The organism is Streptomyces solincola (genome assembly GCF_002982015.1).
GTDB lineage: Bacteria > Actinomycetota > Actinomycetes > Streptomycetales > Streptomycetaceae > Streptomyces > Streptomyces solincola.
Genome location: NZ_PVLV01000382.1, coordinates 1 through 19113 on the forward strand (window position 1 = coordinate 1; position 19113 = coordinate 19113).

The window sequence follows — 19113 nt, forward strand, 5'->3', positions numbered from 1 at the left end:
CCGCATCCGCCCCGCCCCGCCGCGGTCCCTGCCACCGCCGCGTCCGAAGGAGCATCACCATGCCCACCCGCAGCCCCCGTTCGGTCGTCACCTTCCCCATCGTCCTCCGGGAACTGACCGTGCTGCGCGCCGAGAACCTCACCCCCGGCATGCGGCGGATCACCCTCGGCGGAGAGCAGCTCCACGCCTTCCACCGCGACGGCTTCGACCTGCCGGGCCTGCGCACCGAAGGCTTCGACGACCATGTGAAGTTCTTCTTCGCCGACGAGGAAGGCCGCCTGGTGCTGCCCCGGCAGAACACCAGCAGCCTCGACTGGCCCGCCGACGGCCGCCCGGTCGCCAAGGACTACACCCCGGTCCGCTTCGACCCGGCCGCCGGCGAGATCGACTTCGACTTCGTACGCCACGACGGCGGCGTCGCGTCCGGCTGGGCCGAGCAGGCCGAGCCCGGCGAGAGCGCCTGGATCGCCGGCCCCAAGATGTCCCACAGCCACCCCGAGGGCGCCGACTGGATCCTGGTCGCCGGCGACGAGACCGCGCTGCCCGCCATCGCCCGCTGGCTGCACGAGATGCCCGAGGGCACCCGCGCCAAGGTGCTCATCGAGATCGGCGAGGACAGCCACCGCCAGGAGCTGCCCACCCGGGCCGACGCCGACATCACCTGGCTCTCCCGCGACGGCGCCCCGGCCGGCACCACCGACCTGCTGGAGCAGGCCGTGCGCGACCTGGAGTGGCTGCCCGGCACCGTCTACGCCTGGGTGGCCGGCGAGGCGGTCTCCCTCAAGGGCATCCGCCGCCACCTCGCCGCCGAACGCCAGGTGCCCCGCGACCACACCCACATCACCGGCTACTGGCGGCGCACCGCGCCCCCCGCCGCGACCGCCTCCGCCTCCGTCTCCGAGGCCACCGCGGCCGTCGCCGTGGAAGAGGAGGAGGACGACGACGCCCACGAGCGGCTGCACGCCCTCACCGACCTCGCCCCCGGCTACGCCATCCGCGCCGCCGTCACCATCGGCCTGTTCGAGCTGGTCGAGTCCGGCGCCCGCACGCTGGACGCCCTCGCCGAGGCCACCGAGACCGACCGCACCACCCTGGCCGCGCTCCTCACCTACCTGGTCTCCCTCGACGTGCTGGCCGGCGACGCCGCCGACGGCTACCGGCTCACCCCGATCAGCGAGGAGCTGGTCGAGGACGACCACTCCGCCGACGAGTACCACCTCGGGGGCGCCGAAGCCCACCTGGACGCCTCCCTCGCCGGCCTGCTGCCCACCCTGCGCACCGGCCGGGCCGGCTACCGCACCCTCGCCGGGCTGCCGCTCGCCACCGCCATCGAGCAGGACGAGCACCTGGCCGGCACCGCCCGCGCCGCCGTCGAGGAGGAGGCCCGCTGGATCGCCCCCGGCGTGGTCCGCGCCCACGACTGGGCGTCCGTCCCGGCGCTCACCGCCACCGGCCACGGCTCCGCCACCGTCGTCAACGCCCTGGTCAAGGCCCACCCGGAGCTGAAGGTGCGGATCACCGCCCTGCCCTCCGCGCTGCGCACCCTCCAGGACCAGGTCCTGGACACCGACGTCCTGCCGCGGGTGGAGCTCACCGCCCAGAGCGGCCCGGTGCCCGCCCGCCCGGACGCCGTCCTGCTGGTCTCCCGCCTGCTGGAGCAGCTCGCCGACGAGGACGCCGTGCAGGTCCTCGCCGAGGCCGGCGCGAACCTCCCGGACGGCGGCACCCTGCTGCTGGTCGAGCAGACCACGGCCGCCGACCCCGACGACGTCGACGCCGTGCTGCACCACCTGCGCCTCAAGTGCGCCTTCGGCTCCGGCGTCCGCGACGAGGCCCACCTCACCGCCCTCGCCGAGCGCGCCGGGCTCACCGTCCACGCCGTCACCGACATCGGCTGGGACCACCGCATGTGGCGGCTCACCCCCGCCTCCTGACCCGGCGCCATCCGCCGCCCGGGTGGTCCGCGCCACCCGGGCGGTACGCCGCCCCTCGCCGTGCTTCCTGCACGGTGAGGTCACCGCCGGCGGCGGACCCGCCCGGTCCGACTCAGTGGACGGCTTCCGGCAGCCGCTCCCCGTCTCCGCCCCCGGCGGTCCCGAACGCCCCGGAGACCACACCCACCAGCGTGGCCGCGACCTCCGCCATGGCCTCCCGGCCCCCGGCCAGATACCGCCGGGGGTCCACCACCTCCGGGTCGGCCGCCAGCTTCGCCCGCACCGCCCCGGTCAGCGCCGCGTTCAGCGCCGTACCGAAGTTGACCTTGGCGATCCCGTTGGCGACGGCCGCCGCCAGCTCGGCGTCCGGCACACCCGACGAACCGTGCAGCACCAGCGGCACCGGCACCTCGCCGTGCAGCCGGCGCAGCAGCCCGTGGTCCAGCCTGGCGGTGCGGGACGTCATGGCGTGGCTGCTGCCGATCGCCACCGCCAGCGCGTCCACCCCGGTCTCCGCGACGAACCGCGCGGCCTCGGCCGGATCCGTGCGCGCCCCCGGGTCGTGCGCGTCCAGCGGGCCCTGGCCGTCCTTGCCGCCCACCTCGCCCAGTTCGGCCTCCACCCAGATGCCCCGGGCGTGCGCCCAGGCCGCGGCGTCCCGGGTGACCGCGGTGTTCTCCGCGTACGGCAGGTGGGAGGCGTCCACCATCACGGAGCTGAACCCGCACTGCTCGGCGGTGCGCAGCAGCGCCCCGCTCTTGACGTGGTCCAGGTGCAGCGCCACGCCGACGCGCGCGCTCTCGGCGGCCGCGCGGGCGGCGGCGGCCAGCGGCGCGGCCCGGCCCTCGCGGAAGGCGACGGCGTTCTCGCTGATCTGCAAGATGACCGGCCGGCCCGCGCGCTCCGCCCCGCGCAGCACGGCTTCGACGTGTTCCAGGGTGATGACGTTGAGGGCAGCCACGGCGCCGCCCCGGCGGGCGGCGGCGGCGACGAGTTCGGCGGTGGTGGACAGCGGCATCTCGGGCTCTCCGCGGAGTGAGGGGGAGGGGCGGTGGCTCAGGCGCCGGCGAGGACGACGGAGCGGGTCAGGTTGCGCGGGGCGTCCGGGTCCAGGCCGCGCGCCTCGGCGAGCGCGGCGGCCAGCCGGTGCGCGCGCACCAGCTCGGCCAGCGGGTCGAGACCGCCCTCGATCCAGCGGGCCCCGGTGGCGCGCACCTGCTCGGCCAGCCCGTCGGGCGCCGGGCCCAGCGACCAGGTCACCGTGCTCGGCGCGGCGATGCTGATCGGGCCGTGCCGGTACTCCATGGCCGGGTACGCCTCGCTCCAGGCGAGGGCCGCCTCCCGCAGCTTGAGCGCCGCCTCCTGGGCGAGCCCGGTGGTCCATCCGGCGCCCAGGAAGGTGAACTGCCGCGCGTCCAGCAGTCCTTCGGGCAGCGGCTGCTCCAGCGCGGCCCGGCCGTCGGCCTCCACCCGCTCACCGTGCAGGCCGAGCCCGGCCCGCAGCAGGGTGAGCGCGGTGGTGGCGAACCGGGTCTGCACCACCGACCGCTCGTCGGCGAAGTCCAGCACGACCACCTCGTCCGCGGCCTCCATCACCGGGGTGTCCGGGTCGGCGGTGACGGCGGTGGTCCGCGTCGTGCCACCGAGTGCCCGCAGCAGGTCCAGCACCTCGGTGGTCGTGCCGGACCGGGTGAGCGCCAGCACCCGGTCGTACGCCCGGCGGGCCGGGAACTCCGAGGCGGCGAACGCGTCGGTCTCGCCCAGCCCGGCGTCCTCGCGCAGCCTGGCGTAGGACTGCGCCATGTACAGCGAGGTGCCGCAGCCGACGACCGCGATCCGCTCGCCGGGGACGGGCAGCCCCGCCGGTGCGCCGGCCGCGACCGCCGCGGCCCGGGCCCAGCACTCCGGCTGGCTGGCGATCTCTGCGACTACATGGGACACGGGCACTCCAGGCGGATCGTGGTCGAACAGTACCGACGACAAGTCATGAGCGAAGCTGCTTTCAATGTGCCACATCCACGCAGAAAACATCACCCTGCCCACCGCGGCGGCTCTGTCGGAGCCGTCGGCTCCGCGGCACCCGGCTCCGGCTCCCCGTCGTATCGTTTTCCCGCAGGTCCGGCGGGTACGGAGGGACGGTCATGAAGGCACACGAACGGTGGACGAGGCTGCTGGAGCTGCTCGGCGAGGAGGGCCACCTCTCCGTCAACGAGGCGGTCGAGCGGCTCGACGCCTCCGCCGCCACCGTCCGGCGGGACATGGACGAGCTGGCCCGGCAGCAACTGCTCACCCGCACCCGCGGCGGCGCGGTGGCCGCCACCGTCTCCTACGACCTGCCGCTGCGCTACAAGACGGCCCGCCGCGCCGACGAGAAGCAGCGCATCGCCCGCGCCGCCGCCGCGTTCATCCCGCCCGGCGCGATCGTCGGAGTCAACGGCGGCACCACCACCAGCGAGGTGGCCCGGGAGCTGGCCACCCGCGCCGACCCCGGCGGCACCGGGCAGGGCGAGGCGCTCACCCTCGTCACCAACGCCATCAACATCGCCAACGAGCTGGCTGTGCGCCCGCACATCAAGACCGTCCTCACCGGCGGAGTGGCCCGGCCCAGCTCCTACGAGCTGACCGGGCCGCTCGCCACCACCGTCCTGGAGCACCTGGCCCTGGACTACGCCGTCCTCGGCGTGAACGCGGTGCACCCGCACTTCGGGGCCGCCTGCCACGACGAGGGCGAGGCCAGCGTGAACCGGGCGATCGCCGACCGGGCCGCCGCCATCATCGTGGTCGCCGACGCCACCAAGCTGGGCCGCCGGGCCTTCGCCCAGGTCTGCCCGGTCGGGGCCATCACCCGCCTGGTCACCGACACCGAGGCGCCGGACGACGTGGTGGCCCAGTTCACCGCCCAGAACATCGAGGTCATCCGCGTCTGACCCGCTCCCCGCGCGCTCCTACGGGGCGATCGCCACGCCGAAGACGTGCATGCCCGCGTCGGCCGGCAGCACCACCGCCGCCACACGCCTGCCCGGGTCCAGCTCCACCGCGTGCGCGAACACCCGGTACGCCACGCCCGCGTCGCCGTACCCGTCGGGGCGGTTGCGGCCGTCGGTCGAGCCGACCAGCGTCGCCCCGTGCGCGGTGGCCTCCTGGAACGACCAGTTGGGGAAGCCGACGGCCCCACTGGTGCTCGACCCGTCGGCGTAGAGCACGGTGGCCGTCCCGGCGGCGTCGTAGCCGACGCCCGAGCCGAGGAACACCAGCCGCCCGCCCTGCCCCTCGACCTTGACCGCCTGTCCGCGCGCGATCGCGTTGTCCCGGCTGCCCGGTGCGACGTCCGGCCAGGTCAGCGCGGCGCCCAAGGCGTCGACCCGGGCGCCGGGCGACAGCCCCGCCGCCGCCAGCCTCTGCGCCGAGAAGCTGTTGCCCTCGCCGTCGAAGTCGCCCGGGGCAGTGTCGCTCTCGCTGGTCGCCCCCACGTTGTCGAAGGCGTCGGACAGCCGCTCCAGCACCGCCCCGGAGCGCTCCACCCGGGTCCCCGTGCCGGACCCCCGCCCGTCCCCGCCCTCGTAGGAGGCGGTGGCGGTGAAGGTCCGCAGGGTGAAGCCCGGCCGGCGCTCGGGCACCTGCACCCGGAACACCACGCTCGCCGCCGCGCCCGGCCGCACCGCGCCCTCGACCCGGGCCGCCGCCGGCTGCACGGCCCAGCCGGCCGGCCCCTTCAGACCCACGCTGAGCCGCCGCATCCGCTCCGGCCCGGCGTTGGCGACGGTGACCCTCACCTCCGAGATCGCCGGCCCGTCCAGGTCGACGGGGGAGACGGCCACCGCGGTGCGGTCGGCCGCGGCCCTCGGCGCCGCGACCGCCGCGGGTGCGGTCAGCGCGACCGCCGCCGCCACCGCCACCACGGCCCCGGCTCTTCGCAGCACAACCGAGAACACGCCCCTCTCTCACTCCTTGGTCTCTGGCAGGGGGGAACGCGGACCGGTGGCCTCAGACCGGCGGCATCTCCGTCATCCGGGAGTCCAGTCCGGGCCGCAGGTTCACCCAGGAGCCGCGGGTGAAGTCGGGGACGGCGACCGGCCGGCCGCCGCGCGCCAGCGACTGGACGCTCAGCGGCACCGGGGCGCACCAGGACGCCGAGTCGTAGACGTCGATGTCGGGCACCAGGCCGGCCCGCATGAGCTGCACGGTGCGCCATTGCAGCACGTAGTCCATCCCGCCGTGGCCGCCGCCCTCCGCCTCGTCGCCGATCTTCTTCCACAGCCAGTGGTCGAACTCCTTGCGGTACGGCGCGAAGTCCCGCCAGGAGTGGCCCGAGTGGTCCGGCTCGAAGTACACCCGCGCACCGGTGGCGGAGGTTCCCGCGTAGTCCTCGAAGATGCCCCGGCTGCCGGCCAGACTGTTGATCCGGCTGTACGGGCGGGGCGAGCTGACGTCGTGCTCGGCGCGGATGACCCGCCCGTTCGCCGTCTCGATCAGGCAGGTCACCAGGTCGCCGTTGACGTACTTCTCACGCCACGAGGGGTGCCCCCGGGGCACGAACCGCTCGCGGTAGTCGGCCAGCCCCTTCGGCGCGGTGGCGGTGGCGGACAGCGTCGTCATCCGGTCGCCGCGGTTGACGTCCATCGCCGCCGCGATCGGCGCCAGCCCGTGCATCGCGTAGAACGACGCGGTGCTGCGGGTGTGCCACAGCCTCCGCCAGGCGTCCGTGTAGTAGGTGTCCGAGAACAGCAGCTCCCGCAGGTCGTGCAGATAGCCGCCGTGCCCGTTGGTGACGTCACCGAACACCCCCTCGTGCGCCATCTTCAGCATGGCCAGCTCGTTGCGCCCGTACGAGCAGTTCTCCGCCAGCATCAGGTGCCGCCGGGTCCGCTCCGAGGTGTCGACCAGGTCCCACAGCTCGTCCAGGCCGGTGGCCACGGGCAGTTCGACGACGACGTGCTTGCCGGCCAGCAGCGCCGCCCGCCCCTGCTCGTAGTGGAACTCCCAGGGAGTGGCGATGTAGACCAGGTCGATGTCGTCCCGGCGCAGCATCGCCGCGTAGGAGTCCGCGGCGCCCCCGTACTCGGCCGGCCGCGGCCGGCCCGCCCCGACCAGGTCCTCCGCCACCCGCTTGGCCCGGTCCGCGCGGATGTCGCACACCGCGGTGACCCGGCACCCCGGCACGGCCGCCCATCCCGCGGACATCCCGCTGCCCCGGTTGCCCAGGCCGATCACCGCCACCCGCACCGTCCGGTGCACGGCGTACGGCACCCCGATCATCGTCTTCTGCCCGGGCCGACGCCGCGGCGCGGCCTGCTCGGCCGGCCCGGAACCCGGCGCGGCACTCGCCGGCGCCGCGCCGAGCGCTCCCATCCCGAGGGCGAGCGCCCCGGTGGCGACCGCACCTCCGAGGACCGAACGGCGCGGGACTTCGGGGACTTCACGTATCACGAGTCGCTCCAGACGTGGTGCGTACGGGATCGCCGGCGCGACGACTGTGGCGGAGGTGACAAGTTCGTGTCAATAGATGCTTCCAACGCGCCCGAAGCAATCAGAATCGCTCATCCGGATGGGTGCGCCGAACCCCGACCGCCCCCCGCGAACCGGGACCTCCGGCCCCGGGCGACGCGGCTTCCCGCCCCTCGCGGCACGCGGCCTTCCGTCGCCGGGGGACGCGGCTTCCCGCCACCGGGAGCGGTCGGCGAAGATGATCCCGTCCAGCAGCGCCGTACCGCCGTACCCGAGGCGAGCGAGGAGCGACCCGCACATGGCCACCTCCGGCACCGGATCCCGGCCGCCGACGATCGCCGACGTGGCCCGAGCCGCCTCGGTGTCGCGGACCACCGTCTCGCACGCCCTGAACGGCATCGGCAAGGTCGACCCGCGCACCCGCGAACGCATCAAGCAGGTCGCCGCCGAGCTCGGCTACCGGCCCAACCTGCGTGCCCAGCGGCTGCGCCGAGGCGAGGCCAAGGCCATCGCGCTCGCCTCCTCCATGCCCTTCGCGGTGGCCGGCGGGGCCTCCCGGCTGGGCTTCTACATGGAGGTCGCCGCCGCGGCCGCCGAGAGCGCGCTGCTGCACGGCTACGCCCTCGTCCTGGTGCCCCCGGTGCGCTCCGGCTCCGCGCTGTACTCGGTGGACATCGACGGCGCCATCGTCGTGGAGCCCGACCGGGACGACGCGGCCGTGGCGCAGCTCCGCGAGCGCGGCCTGCCCTATGTGGCGCTCGGCCGCCCCACCGCGGAGGGCGACGACTCCCCGTACGTCGACCTGCACGGCGGCCCGGTCGCCGACCTGCTCCTGGCCCATCTGCGCGAACAGGGCGCCCGGCGGCCCGCGTTGCTCGTCGGGGCCGGAGCGCGCCACTCCGCCGTCGATGCGCGCGCCGCCTACCTCCGGGCCGCCGCCGCGCACGGCTGGCCGCCGGTCGTCGCCACTGCGCCCGAGGAGGGCGGCGAGCAGGCCGGGTACGAGGCGTGCGCCGCGCTCCTCGCCGAGCACCCCGACACCGACGCGGTCTGCGCGCTGGTGGACGCCTTCGCCGTCGGGGCCGTGCGGGCCGTCCGCGACAGCGGCCGCCGCATCCCCGACGACGTCATGGTCGTCACCCGCTACGACGGGCTGCGCGCCCGCACCTGCGAACCGCCGCTCACCGCGGTCGACCTGCACCTGGACCAGGCCACCGCCGACGCCGTCGACCTGCTGCTCGCCCGACTGCGCGGCGAGACCGCCGCCACTCCGGCGGCGGCCACCGCGCCCGAGCCGCGGGTGGTGCCCCGGGCCTCCTCGCTGCGCCGCCCGCCGCCCCGGCCCTGAGCCGCGGCCCCGGCGGACACTCCCGCCCGGTGACCGGGGCCCCGTCTCCGGGCCCCTCCCGGTCTCCGGGCCCTCCCGGTTTCCGGGGCCCTCCCGGTCTCCGGATCCATCCGGGTTTCCGGGCCTCTCCCGGTCTTCGGGCCTCTCGCGGTCTCCGGGCCCCTCCCGGTCTCCGGGGCCGGGTTCACAGCCCCAGCATCAGCACCGTGCCCGAGACCAGCGCGAACACCAGCACGAACAGCCGCATCCGCCGGGCGTCCAGCCTCTGGTGCACCAGCCTGCTCAGCAGTGCCCCGGCCGCAAGCGGCGGCAGCAGCGCCGCCGCCCAACCCAGTTGGGCCACCTCGCCCCGGCCGGTGGCGAACAGCAGCGCCAGCGACGCCACCTCACCCGTGAGGAAGCACGCGGCGACCGTGGCCCGCAGCTCGGCCGGCGGCCGGTGCTGGTAGACCAGCGCCAGCGGCGGGCCGCCGACGCCCGTCGCCGTCTCCGTCAGCCCGGTGACCACCCCCGCGCCCAGGTACGCGCCGCGCCCGGGCCGGAACGCCGGCGCGGCCAGGCTCACCACGGCGGCCAGCACCGTCGCCGCCCCCACGAACAGACCGAGCCGCCGGTCGGGGATCACCCACAGCAGCATCAGCCCGCCCGGGGTGGCCGCCAGCCGGGCCGCCGTGATCCAGCCCGCGCCCCGCAGGTCGAGCGAGGCGCGCTCGCGCCACGCGACGTACAGATTCAGCGGGATCATCGACGCCAGCACGAACACCGGTACCAGCCCCGGGTCGAGCAGTCCGGCCACCGGCGCGACGATCAGGGCGAAGCCCAGCCCGCTCGCGCCCTGGACGAAGGCCGCGACGGCGACGGTGCAGGCCAGTACGGCGATGGTCTGCCCGGTCACGGCCGCACCGCCCAGGCGTCGGCCGACACCGGATGGGCGCGGACCACCGGGGCCCGCAGTCTCACCTCCCGGGCCAGCTCGGCCGCGCGGGCCACCAGCGCCGGACCGTCCCAGTCGACCGGCCAGCCCTGCCACAGCCGCAGCCTGCCGGCGGTGAACACCGCCCGGATCTGGTCGCGGTTGGCCCGGCGTACCAGCTCCCACGGCAGGTCCGCGGAGAGCGCCGTCTCCGGCGCGGTGGCGTCCACCAGCAGGAAGTCCGCGGCGGCGCCCTCGGCGATCCGCCCGGTGCGCGCGCCGAGACCGACCGCGTCCGCGCCGCCCCGGGAGCCGCGGTCCAGCCACGTCCAGCCGCCGCCGCACGAGGAGTCGCCGGTGGCCAGGCCGTACGCGATGCGCTGGGCGAACTCGGCGGCGTCGGCGAGCCGGAAGGCGTCGCCCCGGGTGCCGTCCGTGCCGAGCCCGAACCGCACGCCCCGCTCGGCCAGGGTGGTCGCGGGGGCGACGGCGTTGCCCTTCCAGGCACTGGCCACCGGGTTGTAGCTGACGGCCGCCCCGGTGGAGGCCAGCAGCCCGACCTCCCGGGGGGTGAGCAGGGTGGCGTGCGCGGCCAGCAACTGCGGCCCCAGCGCCCCCAGTCGGTGCAGGTACTCCAGCGGGCGCAGCCCGTGCCGGACCAGCGAGCGCTCCACGGCGGCGAGATGCTCGTTGACGTGCATCTGCACGATCGCCCCGGCCTCGGCGGCCATCCGCGCGGTACGGGTCAGCAGCCTGTCGGTCGCCGCCTCGGGGACGGACACGGCCAGGGACGGATGGACCAGCTCCTCGCCCGCGTACCGGGCCAGGTGCTTCTCCGCCTCGGCCAGCATCGCACCGGTGTCCCCGGTCCCGTCCCCGTCGTTGTCGTCGTTGCAGATCAGCCCGAGCACGCAGCGGATGCCCGCGTCCCGGGTGGCGGCCGCCACCAGCTCCACGTCGACCGGCGCCCGGGTGCCGGCCTCGGCCACGGTGGTGAAGCCGCCGCGCAGTGACTCCAGCGCCGCCAGCTTGGCCGCGACGTACACCGCCTCCTCGTCCAGCGCGCCTTCCAGCGGCACCCACACCCGGCGGAAGATCTCCGAGGGTTCACCGAAGGCGAGGGCCGCGCCGAAGCTCTGGGTCAGGTGGTGGTGGGCGTCGACGAAGCCGGGCAGCAGCAGGTGTCCGGGCAACCGCAGGGGCGTGAGGTGCGGGTGCTCCCGCTCCAGCTTCCCGGCCGGCCCGACCGCGCGGAAGACGCCGCCCGCGACGACCGCCGCGTGGCCCTCCCACGGCCCGTCGGGGGCCAGCACTGCGTCGGGGACCAGGAGCAGCGGGCCCGCATGGTCGCGCAGCCGGTCGGGTGTGAGGTCGCAGTCGCTCATCGTTCGCTTTCGGTACGGGTGGGGACGGGGACTTCGGCAGGTGTGCCGGCACGTGCGGGGGCGCCCCCGTCCGGCTCGGTCGCCCGGTCCGCCGCGTGCCCCGCCGGCCGCGCCGACCAGGGGAGCCGGACGTGGTGGAAGAGGACGTTCAGGACGGCGGCGGTGGCCGCGCCGACGGCGACCCCGCTCTCCAGCAGGATCCGAACGTTCGCGGGCAGCCCGCCGTACACGCCGGGGATCAGGATCGGCAGCAGGCCGAGCGCCAGCGCCACCGCGCAGATGAAGGTGTCGGTGTGGCGGTCGAGCCGGCCGGAGCGGCCGAGCATCTGGACGCCCAGCACGGTGATCACGGCGAACACCACCATCGCGGTGCCGCCCACGACCGCCGACGGGATGACGCTGATCGCCCGGGTGATCGGGGCGAGGAAGCCGATGACGATCAGCACCACCCCCGCGGCCGCGGTCACATAGCGGCTGCGGACGCCGGTGACCCGCACGATGCCGATGTTCTCGCCGCTGGTCACCATCAGCGGCAGCCCGAAGAAGCCGCCGAACAGCGAGGTGAAGGCGTCGCCGCGGATGGTCTTGGGTACGTCCCGCCGCTGGTCGATCTCCTTGCCCACGGCCTCCGCGTTGATCACCGTCTGGCCGGTGGCCTCCGCCATCGACGCCAGGCTGTACAGCATCAGGGGGAGCGCGGCGACCACGTTGAACTCCGGCGTGCCGAACGGCAGGGCCTGCGGGAGGTGGACCAGCCCGCCCTCCGCCGCCGACCCGAAGTCGACGCCGCCGAGCAGGAACGCGAGCACGGTGCCGGCGATCAGGCCCAGCATGACGGCCAGTTGCCGCAGCACCCCGGTGAACAGCCAGTAGAACGCCACGGTGAAGCCGATGGTCGCCAGTCCGAGCACCAGGTTGGCCGGGTCGGCGAACCCCGGCTGGCCGGGCCGGCCGGTGACGAGCACCGCTCCGACCTTCACCAGGTTCACCCCGACGATCACGATCATCGTCCCGATGACCAGGGCGGGGAAGAACCGCAGCAACCGGGAGAAGACCGGCAGCACCACGAAGGAGAACGCGGCGGTGATGACGACGGCCCCGCTCGCGGTCGGCAGCCCGTGCTGCTCGGCGATGGCCAGGAACAGGATGAGGGGCGCGCCTCCCGGCAGCATCACGAACGGCAGCTTCGGCCCGAACTTCCAGGGCCCCAGCGACTGGATCAGCGACCCGACGCCGGAGAGCACGAACGCGGCCGCGAGCAGGTCGACGGTCAGCCCGGGATCGAGTTTGAGCGTGGCGCTCATCAGGAAGATGGCCGAGATCGGCGTGGCGGCCATGACCAGGACGTGCTGGATGCCGAAGAGCACGATCCGGCCGACCGGCCGCGACTCGTCCACCGGGTGGGTGGCCGGCCGGTCCGGACCGACCTTCTCGGGCCTCCGGGACGGCTGTTCGACGGCTGGGTCGGGCGGGGTGGGGATGCGGGGTGCGGAGTGGGGACTGGGCACGTTCGAGCTCCGTTCGGCTCGCTCCGGTTTCGGCCGCGACCCGCCCGAGACGGGGGCGGAGTCAGCGGCCAAATCGATTTGGCCGCCAGTATGTGAGCGCTCCGGATACGCGTCAAGGGATCGGCCGGTACGCGAGACGGAGCCCCGCGCGAGCGGCGGGCCAGGCATCGTTGTCAGGGGCGGGCGCCGGCATCGACGCATGAGCGATGACACGGCATTCGCGTACACCCGCCCCGACGGTCCGGTGCGCCGCACCGGCGGCACACCTGCCGCACCCGACCCCGAGCGGTTCCTCGACGGCCCGGCCGCGGCGGAAAGCACGGAGAAGGCGCTTCCGGCGGCGGTGGCCGAGGAGTTCGGCATCCGGCTGCCCCGCCAGGCGCTCGACCGCGCTCGCGAGGGACCCTCGCCGGGTCCTCGCCGGTCCCTCGCCGGGTCCTCGCCGGTCCCTCGCCGGGTCCTCGCCGGTCCCTCGACGGTCCTCGCCGGGTCCTCGACGGGACTCTCGGCGGGGCCCTCGCCGGGGCGTTGTCAGTGCCGTCCTCTAGCTTCTTCCTGAAGGCGATCAACTCTTCGCGCGAAGGCGACCGGCTTTTCTCGAAGGCGATCAGCCCTGTGAAGGCGATCAGTCCTTTCTCGACGGCGACCAGCCCTTCTTGAGGACGGTCGGCTCTTCTTCCGAACGACCAGCACGGTGCGGGGAGGCACACATGGGGTGGGTGACCGCGGGCGACTACGAAGTCGCCCTCGACGAGGGCAGGGTCGTGTGCCGCAACGCGACCGGACGGCGGCTGAAGTCCGTCCCCGCCAAGATCGCCGACGATCCCGCGGTGGTCGGGCTGCGGCAGCTCGTCGAATGGCTGGAGCGGCACGACCGCCAGTGCCTCGACTCCGTGGAGCGGTGGATGGTGCGCTCGCTGCCGGTGCCCCTCGCCGTCGTCGAGCGGGTCTGGCCCGACCCGGCCTGGCAGACCGCCCTGCGCGACCTGGTCGTCTCCGGCGAGGACGGCGAGGTCGCCGGATTCCTCCGCGACGCCGAGCCCGGCCGCGGCATCGGCCTCGTCGACCTCGACGGCGACACCGTCCGCATCAGCCCCACCCGCGTCCGCATCCCCCACCCCGTCCTCCTCGAAGACCTGGAGGACCTGCGTGAGTTCGCCGTCGAACTGGGCGTCGAGCAGCGCGCCGGGCAGCTCTTCCGCGAGGTCTGGCACCGGCCGGCGGGCCTCGACCCGGACGCCGGGAGCGTCGACGACCACGCGGGCGGCGCCTTCAAGGAGCTGCGCTTCCTGCACGGCCGGACCACCCAGCTCGGTTACCGGGTGCGCGGCGGCCACGCCGTCTGCCCCGTCCTGGAGGACGGCCACCCCACCGAGGCCCGCGTGTGGATCGGCGACTACGACAGCTACGAGGAGACCGAGACCGGCCCGCTGACCTGGACCGACCGGTCCGGCCGCACGCTGAGGCTCGGTCAGGTCGGCCCCGTCGCCTGGTCGGAAGGCATGCGCATGGCGGCCGCGCTGTACGCCGGACGCGACATCGAGAACGAGGAGCGTGCCGCATGAGCACCCACGACCACGCCACCGAGACCGTGCTGCTGGAGTCCGGCGCCGTGCTGCCCCCGGCGGCCGGCGCGGGCCGGGACGACGCCGACACCCTCACCGCGCGCAGCTACACGCACGCGGCACTCGGCGACCGCCGCGTCGTCCGCCTCGTCCCCGGCACCCTCGGCGAGGCCGAGGACCTCGCCCTGGAGTTCCTCGGCCTGGCCCGCGAGCCGGAGACCCCCGAGGTCGGCCGGGTGCGCCGCGAGACGCTCGGCTTCCCCGCCTGGGCCCTGGTCAACGACCCGGCGAACGGGCGGCACGCCCTCGCCCTCGTCAAGGACGTCGAGCGGCTGGCCCGGCAGGCCAAGTCCCGTGCCGGCGCCGCCAAGGAGGGCTTCGAGGCCCTCGCCGACCGCCTGGGCCGCGCCGTCCCGCACTTCCTGCCCACCTTCTACGAGCAGGCCGCCCGTGTCTTCCTCCAGCACGGCAACACCACCTACGCGGCCGCCTTCTTCGGCAAGGCCCGCGAAGCGGAGCGGGTACACGGCCTGGCCGTGGACGAGGAGCGGCAGCGGGCGGTCTTCCTGGAGTTCGCCTTCGCCGGAGCGCTCACCGTGAAGGCGCTCAAGGAGCACGTCAGGGACCTCACCCGCCGGCTCGCACCGGCCGAGGCCTGGGCGCAGTACCGGCAGCTCGCCGTCGAGCGTTGCGCGGCCGGCATGACCCCGTACGCCTCGCTGCCGCAGGACGCCCGCGGCCTGATCAAGGCGGCCGGCCTGGACCGGGTCACCGAGGAATGCGCCCTGGTCGCCGACCTGATCGCCTCACCCGCCGTCGTCCGCGCCCCGCGCACCTTCTGGACCGCCTACCGCACCACCCTGGCCGTCCTCGCCCGCCGGCGCCCCGAGACCAGGGTCCGCCTGCTGGAGATCCTGCCCCGGGAGCTGGGCAGCGCCGTCGAGGACGACGAGTGGTGGCTGACCCTCCTCGCCGAAACCGGCGCCACCGCCCTCCTCACCGGCGAGGACGGCGCCCCGGCCGCCCTGCCCGGCGCGGACGCAGCCCCAGAGCGCGGCGCCGCCGTGGCCGCCTCCTCTGAGAATCCGTCAGCCGCCGTGGCCGCCTCCTCGGGGGACCCGTCAGCCATCGCGGCCGCCTCCTCGGGGGCCGGCGTGGTCACCGGTGGTGCGGCACCCGTCAGCGGCCTGGTCGACGCGGCCGAGTGGCTGGGCCGCTGGGCGGCCTACCGCAAGCACGGAGCCGTCGCCTCGCGCCGCTCGCCGGCCACCCTCGACCTGGTCGCCCGCATGGCGGACCGGCTGCGCGCCGACGGACGCCCCGTCGACCTCTTCACCGGCCGCTGGCGCAACGGCGCGGAACCGGACCTGCTGGACCTGTGCGTGGCCACCGGCATCCCGCTCGCCGCGCCGCCCGCCGACGCCCATCTGCCTCTCGACAACTGGCTCCAGGACACCGGGCCCGGCCGCCGCGACCTCACCGCCCTCGGCGCGGCCCCGCACCTGCGGGGCCTGCTCCACCGGGCCGTCGGCAGCATCGGCGAGAGCCGGCCCACGCCGCAGGTCCTCGACGGCCTCGCCGGCCACCCCGTGCTCCGCGGCATCCTGCACGACTGGCTGGACGACGCCGCCGACGCGCTCGCCGGCTCCGAGGGACTGCCGGGCGCGCGGGCCGCACTGACCCGGCTGCGTCCGTTCCGGGCCGTCGCAGAGCGGGTCAATTCCGAGGCCACCGCCCGCGTCGCCGCTCACCAGGCCGTGCCGCTGCTCGCCCGCACCCTGCGCGCCGGCATCCTCGACGAGCTGGGCTGGCCCGCCCTGGACGAGGCCTGGCAGCGGCTCGCCGAAGCGCCCGAGAAGCACCACGGCGACACTGTCCGCGTCGGCGAGGCGTGGCCCGCCCTGATCCTCAGCCGCGGGGGCCGGGCCGTCGTGGTCGGCCCCGACGCGGTCCTCCTGGAACACGACCTCCGCATCCCCGGCCCCCCGGACCGCTGGCGGCGCCCCTTCTTCCGCTACACCGACGGCGAACTGCTCGTCATCTGGTGGCACGACGACAAGCAGCTCGGCTACTGGTCGAACCGGCCCGGCGAGGTCTTCCGCGTCGACGGCGCGGGACAGGTGCCCCGCTGGTGGGATGACGGCGCCGGCGCCCCGTCGCTGCCGCTGCCCACCGGCGGCCGCGCCACCGGAGCCCGCGCCCTGCACGCCGGTGACACCGCGCTGCCGCCCAGCCGTCCCGTCCTCGGCGACGGCACCGGCTACTGGCGCGAGGGCCGGCAGTCGACCCGGACCGTCTGGCTGGAGTACGACCCGGCGACCGGCGCCCACGGCCGCGCCTCGCTCCCCGCCTTCCTACGCTCCGGCGTGCACGACGGCGCGCGACTCGTCCACGACGCCTGCGAGCTGCTGCCGCTCCAGCCCGGCCTGGAGGGCACCCCCTTCGGCACCGACGGCACGGTGCTGGGCCGCTGGGTCCGCACCGAGGGCGAGACGGACGGCGCCCGGACCACCACCACCGGCACCCCCGACGGCCGCACGGTCACCCTGGCCGCCGCCCCCGGCGGCGTCGCCGCCACCCCGCTCGGCGCGCTGGAGCTGCCCGGCGCCGCCCCGCTCGCCGCGCTCACCCGGCACGGCGTCACCCTCCTCGCCGCCGACGCCACCACCGCCACCGGCGAGCTGGGACACGTCAAGACCGGCCAGGGCGGCGGCGAGTTCGCCGCCGGCACCCGCTACGTACCGCCGGTGGCCTTCTGGCACGCGCTGCGGCCCCGCGACCGACGCGGCTCGGACGCCCTGCGCGCCCTCACCGACGCGCAGACGGCCGACCTGCTGCGTACCACCGCCCAAGCCCTCGCCCGGCACCGCGCCGAGACCGCCGCGCAGACCGCCGCCGTTCCGGCCGCCACCGCCGCCGTTCCGGCCAGCACCGGCCGCCGCGCCGCCACCGGTCCGGCCGCGCCCGGCGACCCCGCCGTCGCAGGTCCGACCGCCGACGAGGTCGCCCGGCTCGCCGTGTCCCGGGCGCTGCCCGCGCTCACCGACGTACGCCTGCTGACCGGCGTCGCCGCCATCGTCCGCGCGGCCGTCCGCCACGCCGAGGCCACCACCGCCTTCACCGCGCCGGACACCGGGCAGGGGCAGGCCGCTTCCGTGACCGAGATGTTCGCCGACCTCAGCCCGGAGCACGGCGACGACGACACCCTCGGCCGCGCCGTCGCCGGCCTCTCCGACGACCAGCGCCGCTGGTACGGGGGCGCGGCCCGGCACTGGACCGCGCTGCGGCAGATCCGCGCCGTCAACCACGTCCTGTCCGGCAGCCCCGCCGAGGGCAGGCCGCTGCCCGGCGCCGAACGCCTCAACGCCCTGACCGGCGACTGGACCGGCGAGGCCGCCACGGTCCCCGCCACGGGCGTCGACTGGCTGCCCCACCTGACGGCCCTGCGTCCGCTCGCCTACCGGGCCGCCTCGCCCGCTCTGCCCGAGAACCAGCGCCAGGCACTCCTCCAGTTGTTCGACGCCCTCGCCGCAGGCCCCCTCGCCGCGCCGACCGGCCGGCTCCGCGAGGTCGTGCTCGCCGAGAAGTACGAGCAGCAGCAGCGCGCGGGGCAGGTGCTGCGCCGGGCCGGCCGGACCGTCGTCATCCTCGGCCAGCGGGGCTACGACGACCGCCGGGAGCACGTCTTCTGGCTGGCGCTCGACCACGACCCGGCCGGCGCTTTCGGGGCCGTCGCCCACTTCACGCTCCGGGAGGAGACCGAGCGGCTCCCCGGTCTCTCCGCCGACGTGCTCGCCGCCGTCACCGGGCTGGTCCGCGCCAAGGGCGCCGCCCCCTGGCAGCCCGCGGCGGTCACCGCCCTCGCCGACGCCTGCGCCCCCGGCCTCGGCCCCGTGCAGGCCGCCCTCCTGACCGCCGCGCTGCCCCGGCAGCCGGACCCGGAGGCGCTGGCCGCGACCGGGCTCACGTCCCGCGGCCACGCGTCCGGCCGCGAGCTGCTGGCCACGCTCGACCAGGCCGACCAGCTCGCCCTGGTGGCCGCACTGCTCCCCGAGGACCCCGAGAAGCTGTGGACCTCGGGCCCCGACACGGCCGCGGCCGCCCGCCTCTGGGACCGGCGGCTCGGCTCCCGGGTCCGCGTCACCGAGGACGTCGCCGCCCACCTGACCGGCATCGCGGTCGGCACGGCCGAAGCGGTGCTCAACCCGGCGCACACCCCCTGGCTGAGCCGCACCACCGTCCAGCGGATCGGCCAGGACGGCGGACTCGTCCCCGACGATCCCGCCGCCGTGCCCGCCCCCGGCCATCTCGCCTCGGCCGTCCAGGCGTTGGCCGCCCTCGCCTACCACCTCCCGCACGGCCACCCGCTGCGCGCCGCGCTGCCCGCAGGACTCGCCGCCCTGCGCGACCGGATCGCCGACCCCGGGCTCCTGCTCGACCTGCACCTGTCGTGGACGGACAAGGGCGCCCCCGCGGCCCCCGAGATCCGCAAGGCCTACGGCCTGCCGCCCGCCACCGACCCCACCGGCGCCGGCAGCACCGGCGCCGGCGGCACCGGCACAGGCAGCCCCGGTGGCACCAGCACGGGCGGCACCGGTACGGCCGGGAGCGCCGCGCAGGCCCTCACCCCCGCCGGCGAGGCACTCGTCCTGCGCCCCTGGTACGGCGCGAACGAAGCCGTGCTGCTCCGCCCGGCCGCCCTCACCGGCCCCGACGACCCCGTCCTCGGGCTGCTCGAAGGGCTGACCGGCGCCCGTGCCGGCGGCGGGGTGCATGCCCTGCGGACCGTCCTCGGCGACGACCTGGCCCGCGCCGTCGCCGCCGGCGCCACCGGGGAGACCCGCCCCGGCCACGCCCAGGACCCCACCCGCAGCGTCCCCGGGCTGGTCGCCGAGGCCGCCGCCCGGCACGGTCTGAGCGAGGACGCCGCCGCCCTCTACCTCCAGATCCTCGCCCTCCCCGACCCCACCGACCGCAACTGCGTCCGCTGGAGCGAGTGGCGGCCCGCCCGCACC

Annotated in this window: 12 protein-coding genes; 5 read left to right on the plus strand and 7 right to left on the minus strand. The window is 75.9% G+C overall.

Translation table 11 applies throughout. The features are described from left to right. Positions 1-59 precede the first annotated feature (59 nt). Positions 60-1934: a siderophore-interacting protein gene (locus C6N75_RS22220; RefSeq protein WP_105870669.1), complete on the plus strand. Its 1875-nt coding sequence runs from the start codon at positions 60-62 to the stop codon at positions 1932-1934. 112 nt (positions 1935-2046) lie between these two features. Here the strand turns inward: C6N75_RS22220 and C6N75_RS22225 are convergent, their stop codons facing one another. Together C6N75_RS22225 and C6N75_RS22230 are read right to left on the minus strand one after the other, a co-directional pair. Next, the gene (locus tag C6N75_RS22225; RefSeq protein WP_105870670.1) at positions 2047-2952 is read right to left on the minus strand and encodes a class II fructose-bisphosphate aldolase; all 906 of its coding nucleotides are present in this window, start codon (positions 2950-2952) and stop codon (positions 2047-2049) included. Positions 2953-2990: 38 nt separating this feature from the next. After that, complete coding sequence (locus C6N75_RS22230) at positions 2991-3875, minus strand: SIS domain-containing protein (RefSeq protein ID WP_105870671.1); 885 nt, start codon at positions 3873-3875, stop codon at positions 2991-2993. Between the two features lie 200 nt (positions 3876-4075). Between C6N75_RS22230 and C6N75_RS22235 the strand changes: the two genes are divergently transcribed. Beyond that, on the plus strand, positions 4076-4861 hold the full coding sequence (locus C6N75_RS22235) for a DeoR/GlpR family DNA-binding transcription regulator (protein ID WP_105870672.1): 786 nt from the start codon (positions 4076-4078) through the stop codon (positions 4859-4861). 18 nt (positions 4862-4879) lie between these two features. On the opposite strand, the gene C6N75_RS22240 is transcribed toward C6N75_RS22235, so the two are convergent. Together C6N75_RS22240 and C6N75_RS22245 are read right to left on the minus strand one after the other, a co-directional pair. After that, positions 4880-5866: an NEW3 domain-containing protein gene (locus C6N75_RS22240; RefSeq protein ID WP_258177545.1), complete on the minus strand. Its 987-nt coding sequence runs from the start codon at positions 5864-5866 to the stop codon at positions 4880-4882. A gap of 52 nt (positions 5867-5918) precedes the next feature. Further along, positions 5919-7358 carry a Gfo/Idh/MocA family protein gene (locus C6N75_RS22245; RefSeq protein ID WP_105870678.1) on the minus strand — a complete coding sequence of 480 codons (1440 nt, stop codon included), beginning with the start codon at positions 7356-7358 and terminating at the stop codon, positions 5919-5921. Between the two features lie 319 nt (positions 7359-7677). Here C6N75_RS22245 and C6N75_RS22250 point away from each other — a divergent pair, with 319 nt between their 5' ends. Continuing rightward, positions 7678-8727: a LacI family DNA-binding transcriptional regulator gene (locus tag C6N75_RS22250; protein ID WP_105870673.1), complete on the plus strand. Its 1050-nt coding sequence runs from the start codon at positions 7678-7680 to the stop codon at positions 8725-8727. A 184-nt stretch (positions 8728-8911) separates the two neighbouring features. Here C6N75_RS22250 and C6N75_RS22255 read toward each other — a convergent pair whose 3' ends face one another. From C6N75_RS22255 to C6N75_RS22265, 3 genes are read right to left on the minus strand one after another with little or no spacing between them, the layout of a single operon-like run. Beyond that, positions 8912-9622 carry a sulfite exporter TauE/SafE family protein gene (locus C6N75_RS22255; RefSeq protein WP_105870674.1) on the minus strand — a complete coding sequence of 237 codons (711 nt, stop codon included), beginning with the start codon at positions 9620-9622 and terminating at the stop codon, positions 8912-8914. Further along, on the minus strand, positions 9619-11025 hold the full coding sequence (locus tag C6N75_RS22260; RefSeq protein WP_105870675.1) for an amidohydrolase family protein: 1407 nt from the start codon (positions 11023-11025) through the stop codon (positions 9619-9621). The genes C6N75_RS22255 and C6N75_RS22260 overlap by 4 nt, the downstream gene beginning before the upstream one ends. Then, a complete protein-coding gene (locus C6N75_RS22265; protein ID WP_105870679.1) occupies positions 11022-12422 on the minus strand; it encodes a uracil-xanthine permease family protein in 1401 nt (466 codons plus the stop codon). Before C6N75_RS22265 ends, C6N75_RS22260 begins: the two co-directional genes overlap by 4 nt. Positions 12423-13243: 821 nt before the next feature. Between C6N75_RS22265 and C6N75_RS22270 the strand changes: the two genes are divergently transcribed. Both C6N75_RS22270 and C6N75_RS31735 read left to right on the plus strand, forming a co-directional pair. After that, on the plus strand, positions 13244-14098 hold the full coding sequence (locus C6N75_RS22270) for a DUF4132 domain-containing protein (RefSeq protein WP_105870676.1): 855 nt from the start codon (positions 13244-13246) through the stop codon (positions 14096-14098). Beyond that, a partial coding sequence (locus tag C6N75_RS31735; protein WP_258177547.1) for a hypothetical protein occupies positions 14095-19113 on the plus strand: 5019 nt, incomplete at its 3' end. The genes C6N75_RS22270 and C6N75_RS31735, both read left to right, overlap by 4 nt.

What these genes read in the sequence shown, in the direction of transcription:
- C6N75_RS22270 (WP_105870676.1), top strand. Translation starts at nt 13,244, where the DNA reads ATGGGGTGGGTGACCGCGGGCGACTACGAAGTCGCCCTCGACGAGGGC.
- C6N75_RS22220 (WP_105870669.1), top strand. Translation starts at nt 60, where the DNA reads ATGCCCACCCGCAGCCCCCGTTCGGTCGTCACCTTCCCCATCGTCCTC.
- C6N75_RS22235 (WP_105870672.1), top strand. Translation starts at nt 4,076, where the DNA reads ATGAAGGCACACGAACGGTGGACGAGGCTGCTGGAGCTGCTCGGCGAG.
- C6N75_RS22225 (WP_105870670.1), bottom strand. Translation starts at nt 2,952, where the DNA reads ATGCCGCTGTCCACCACCGCCGAACTCGTCGCCGCCGCCGCCCGCCGG.
- C6N75_RS22250 (WP_105870673.1), top strand. Translation starts at nt 7,678, where the DNA reads ATGGCCACCTCCGGCACCGGATCCCGGCCGCCGACGATCGCCGACGTG.
- C6N75_RS22260 (WP_105870675.1), bottom strand. Translation starts at nt 11,025, where the DNA reads ATGAGCGACTGCGACCTCACACCCGACCGGCTGCGCGACCATGCGGGC.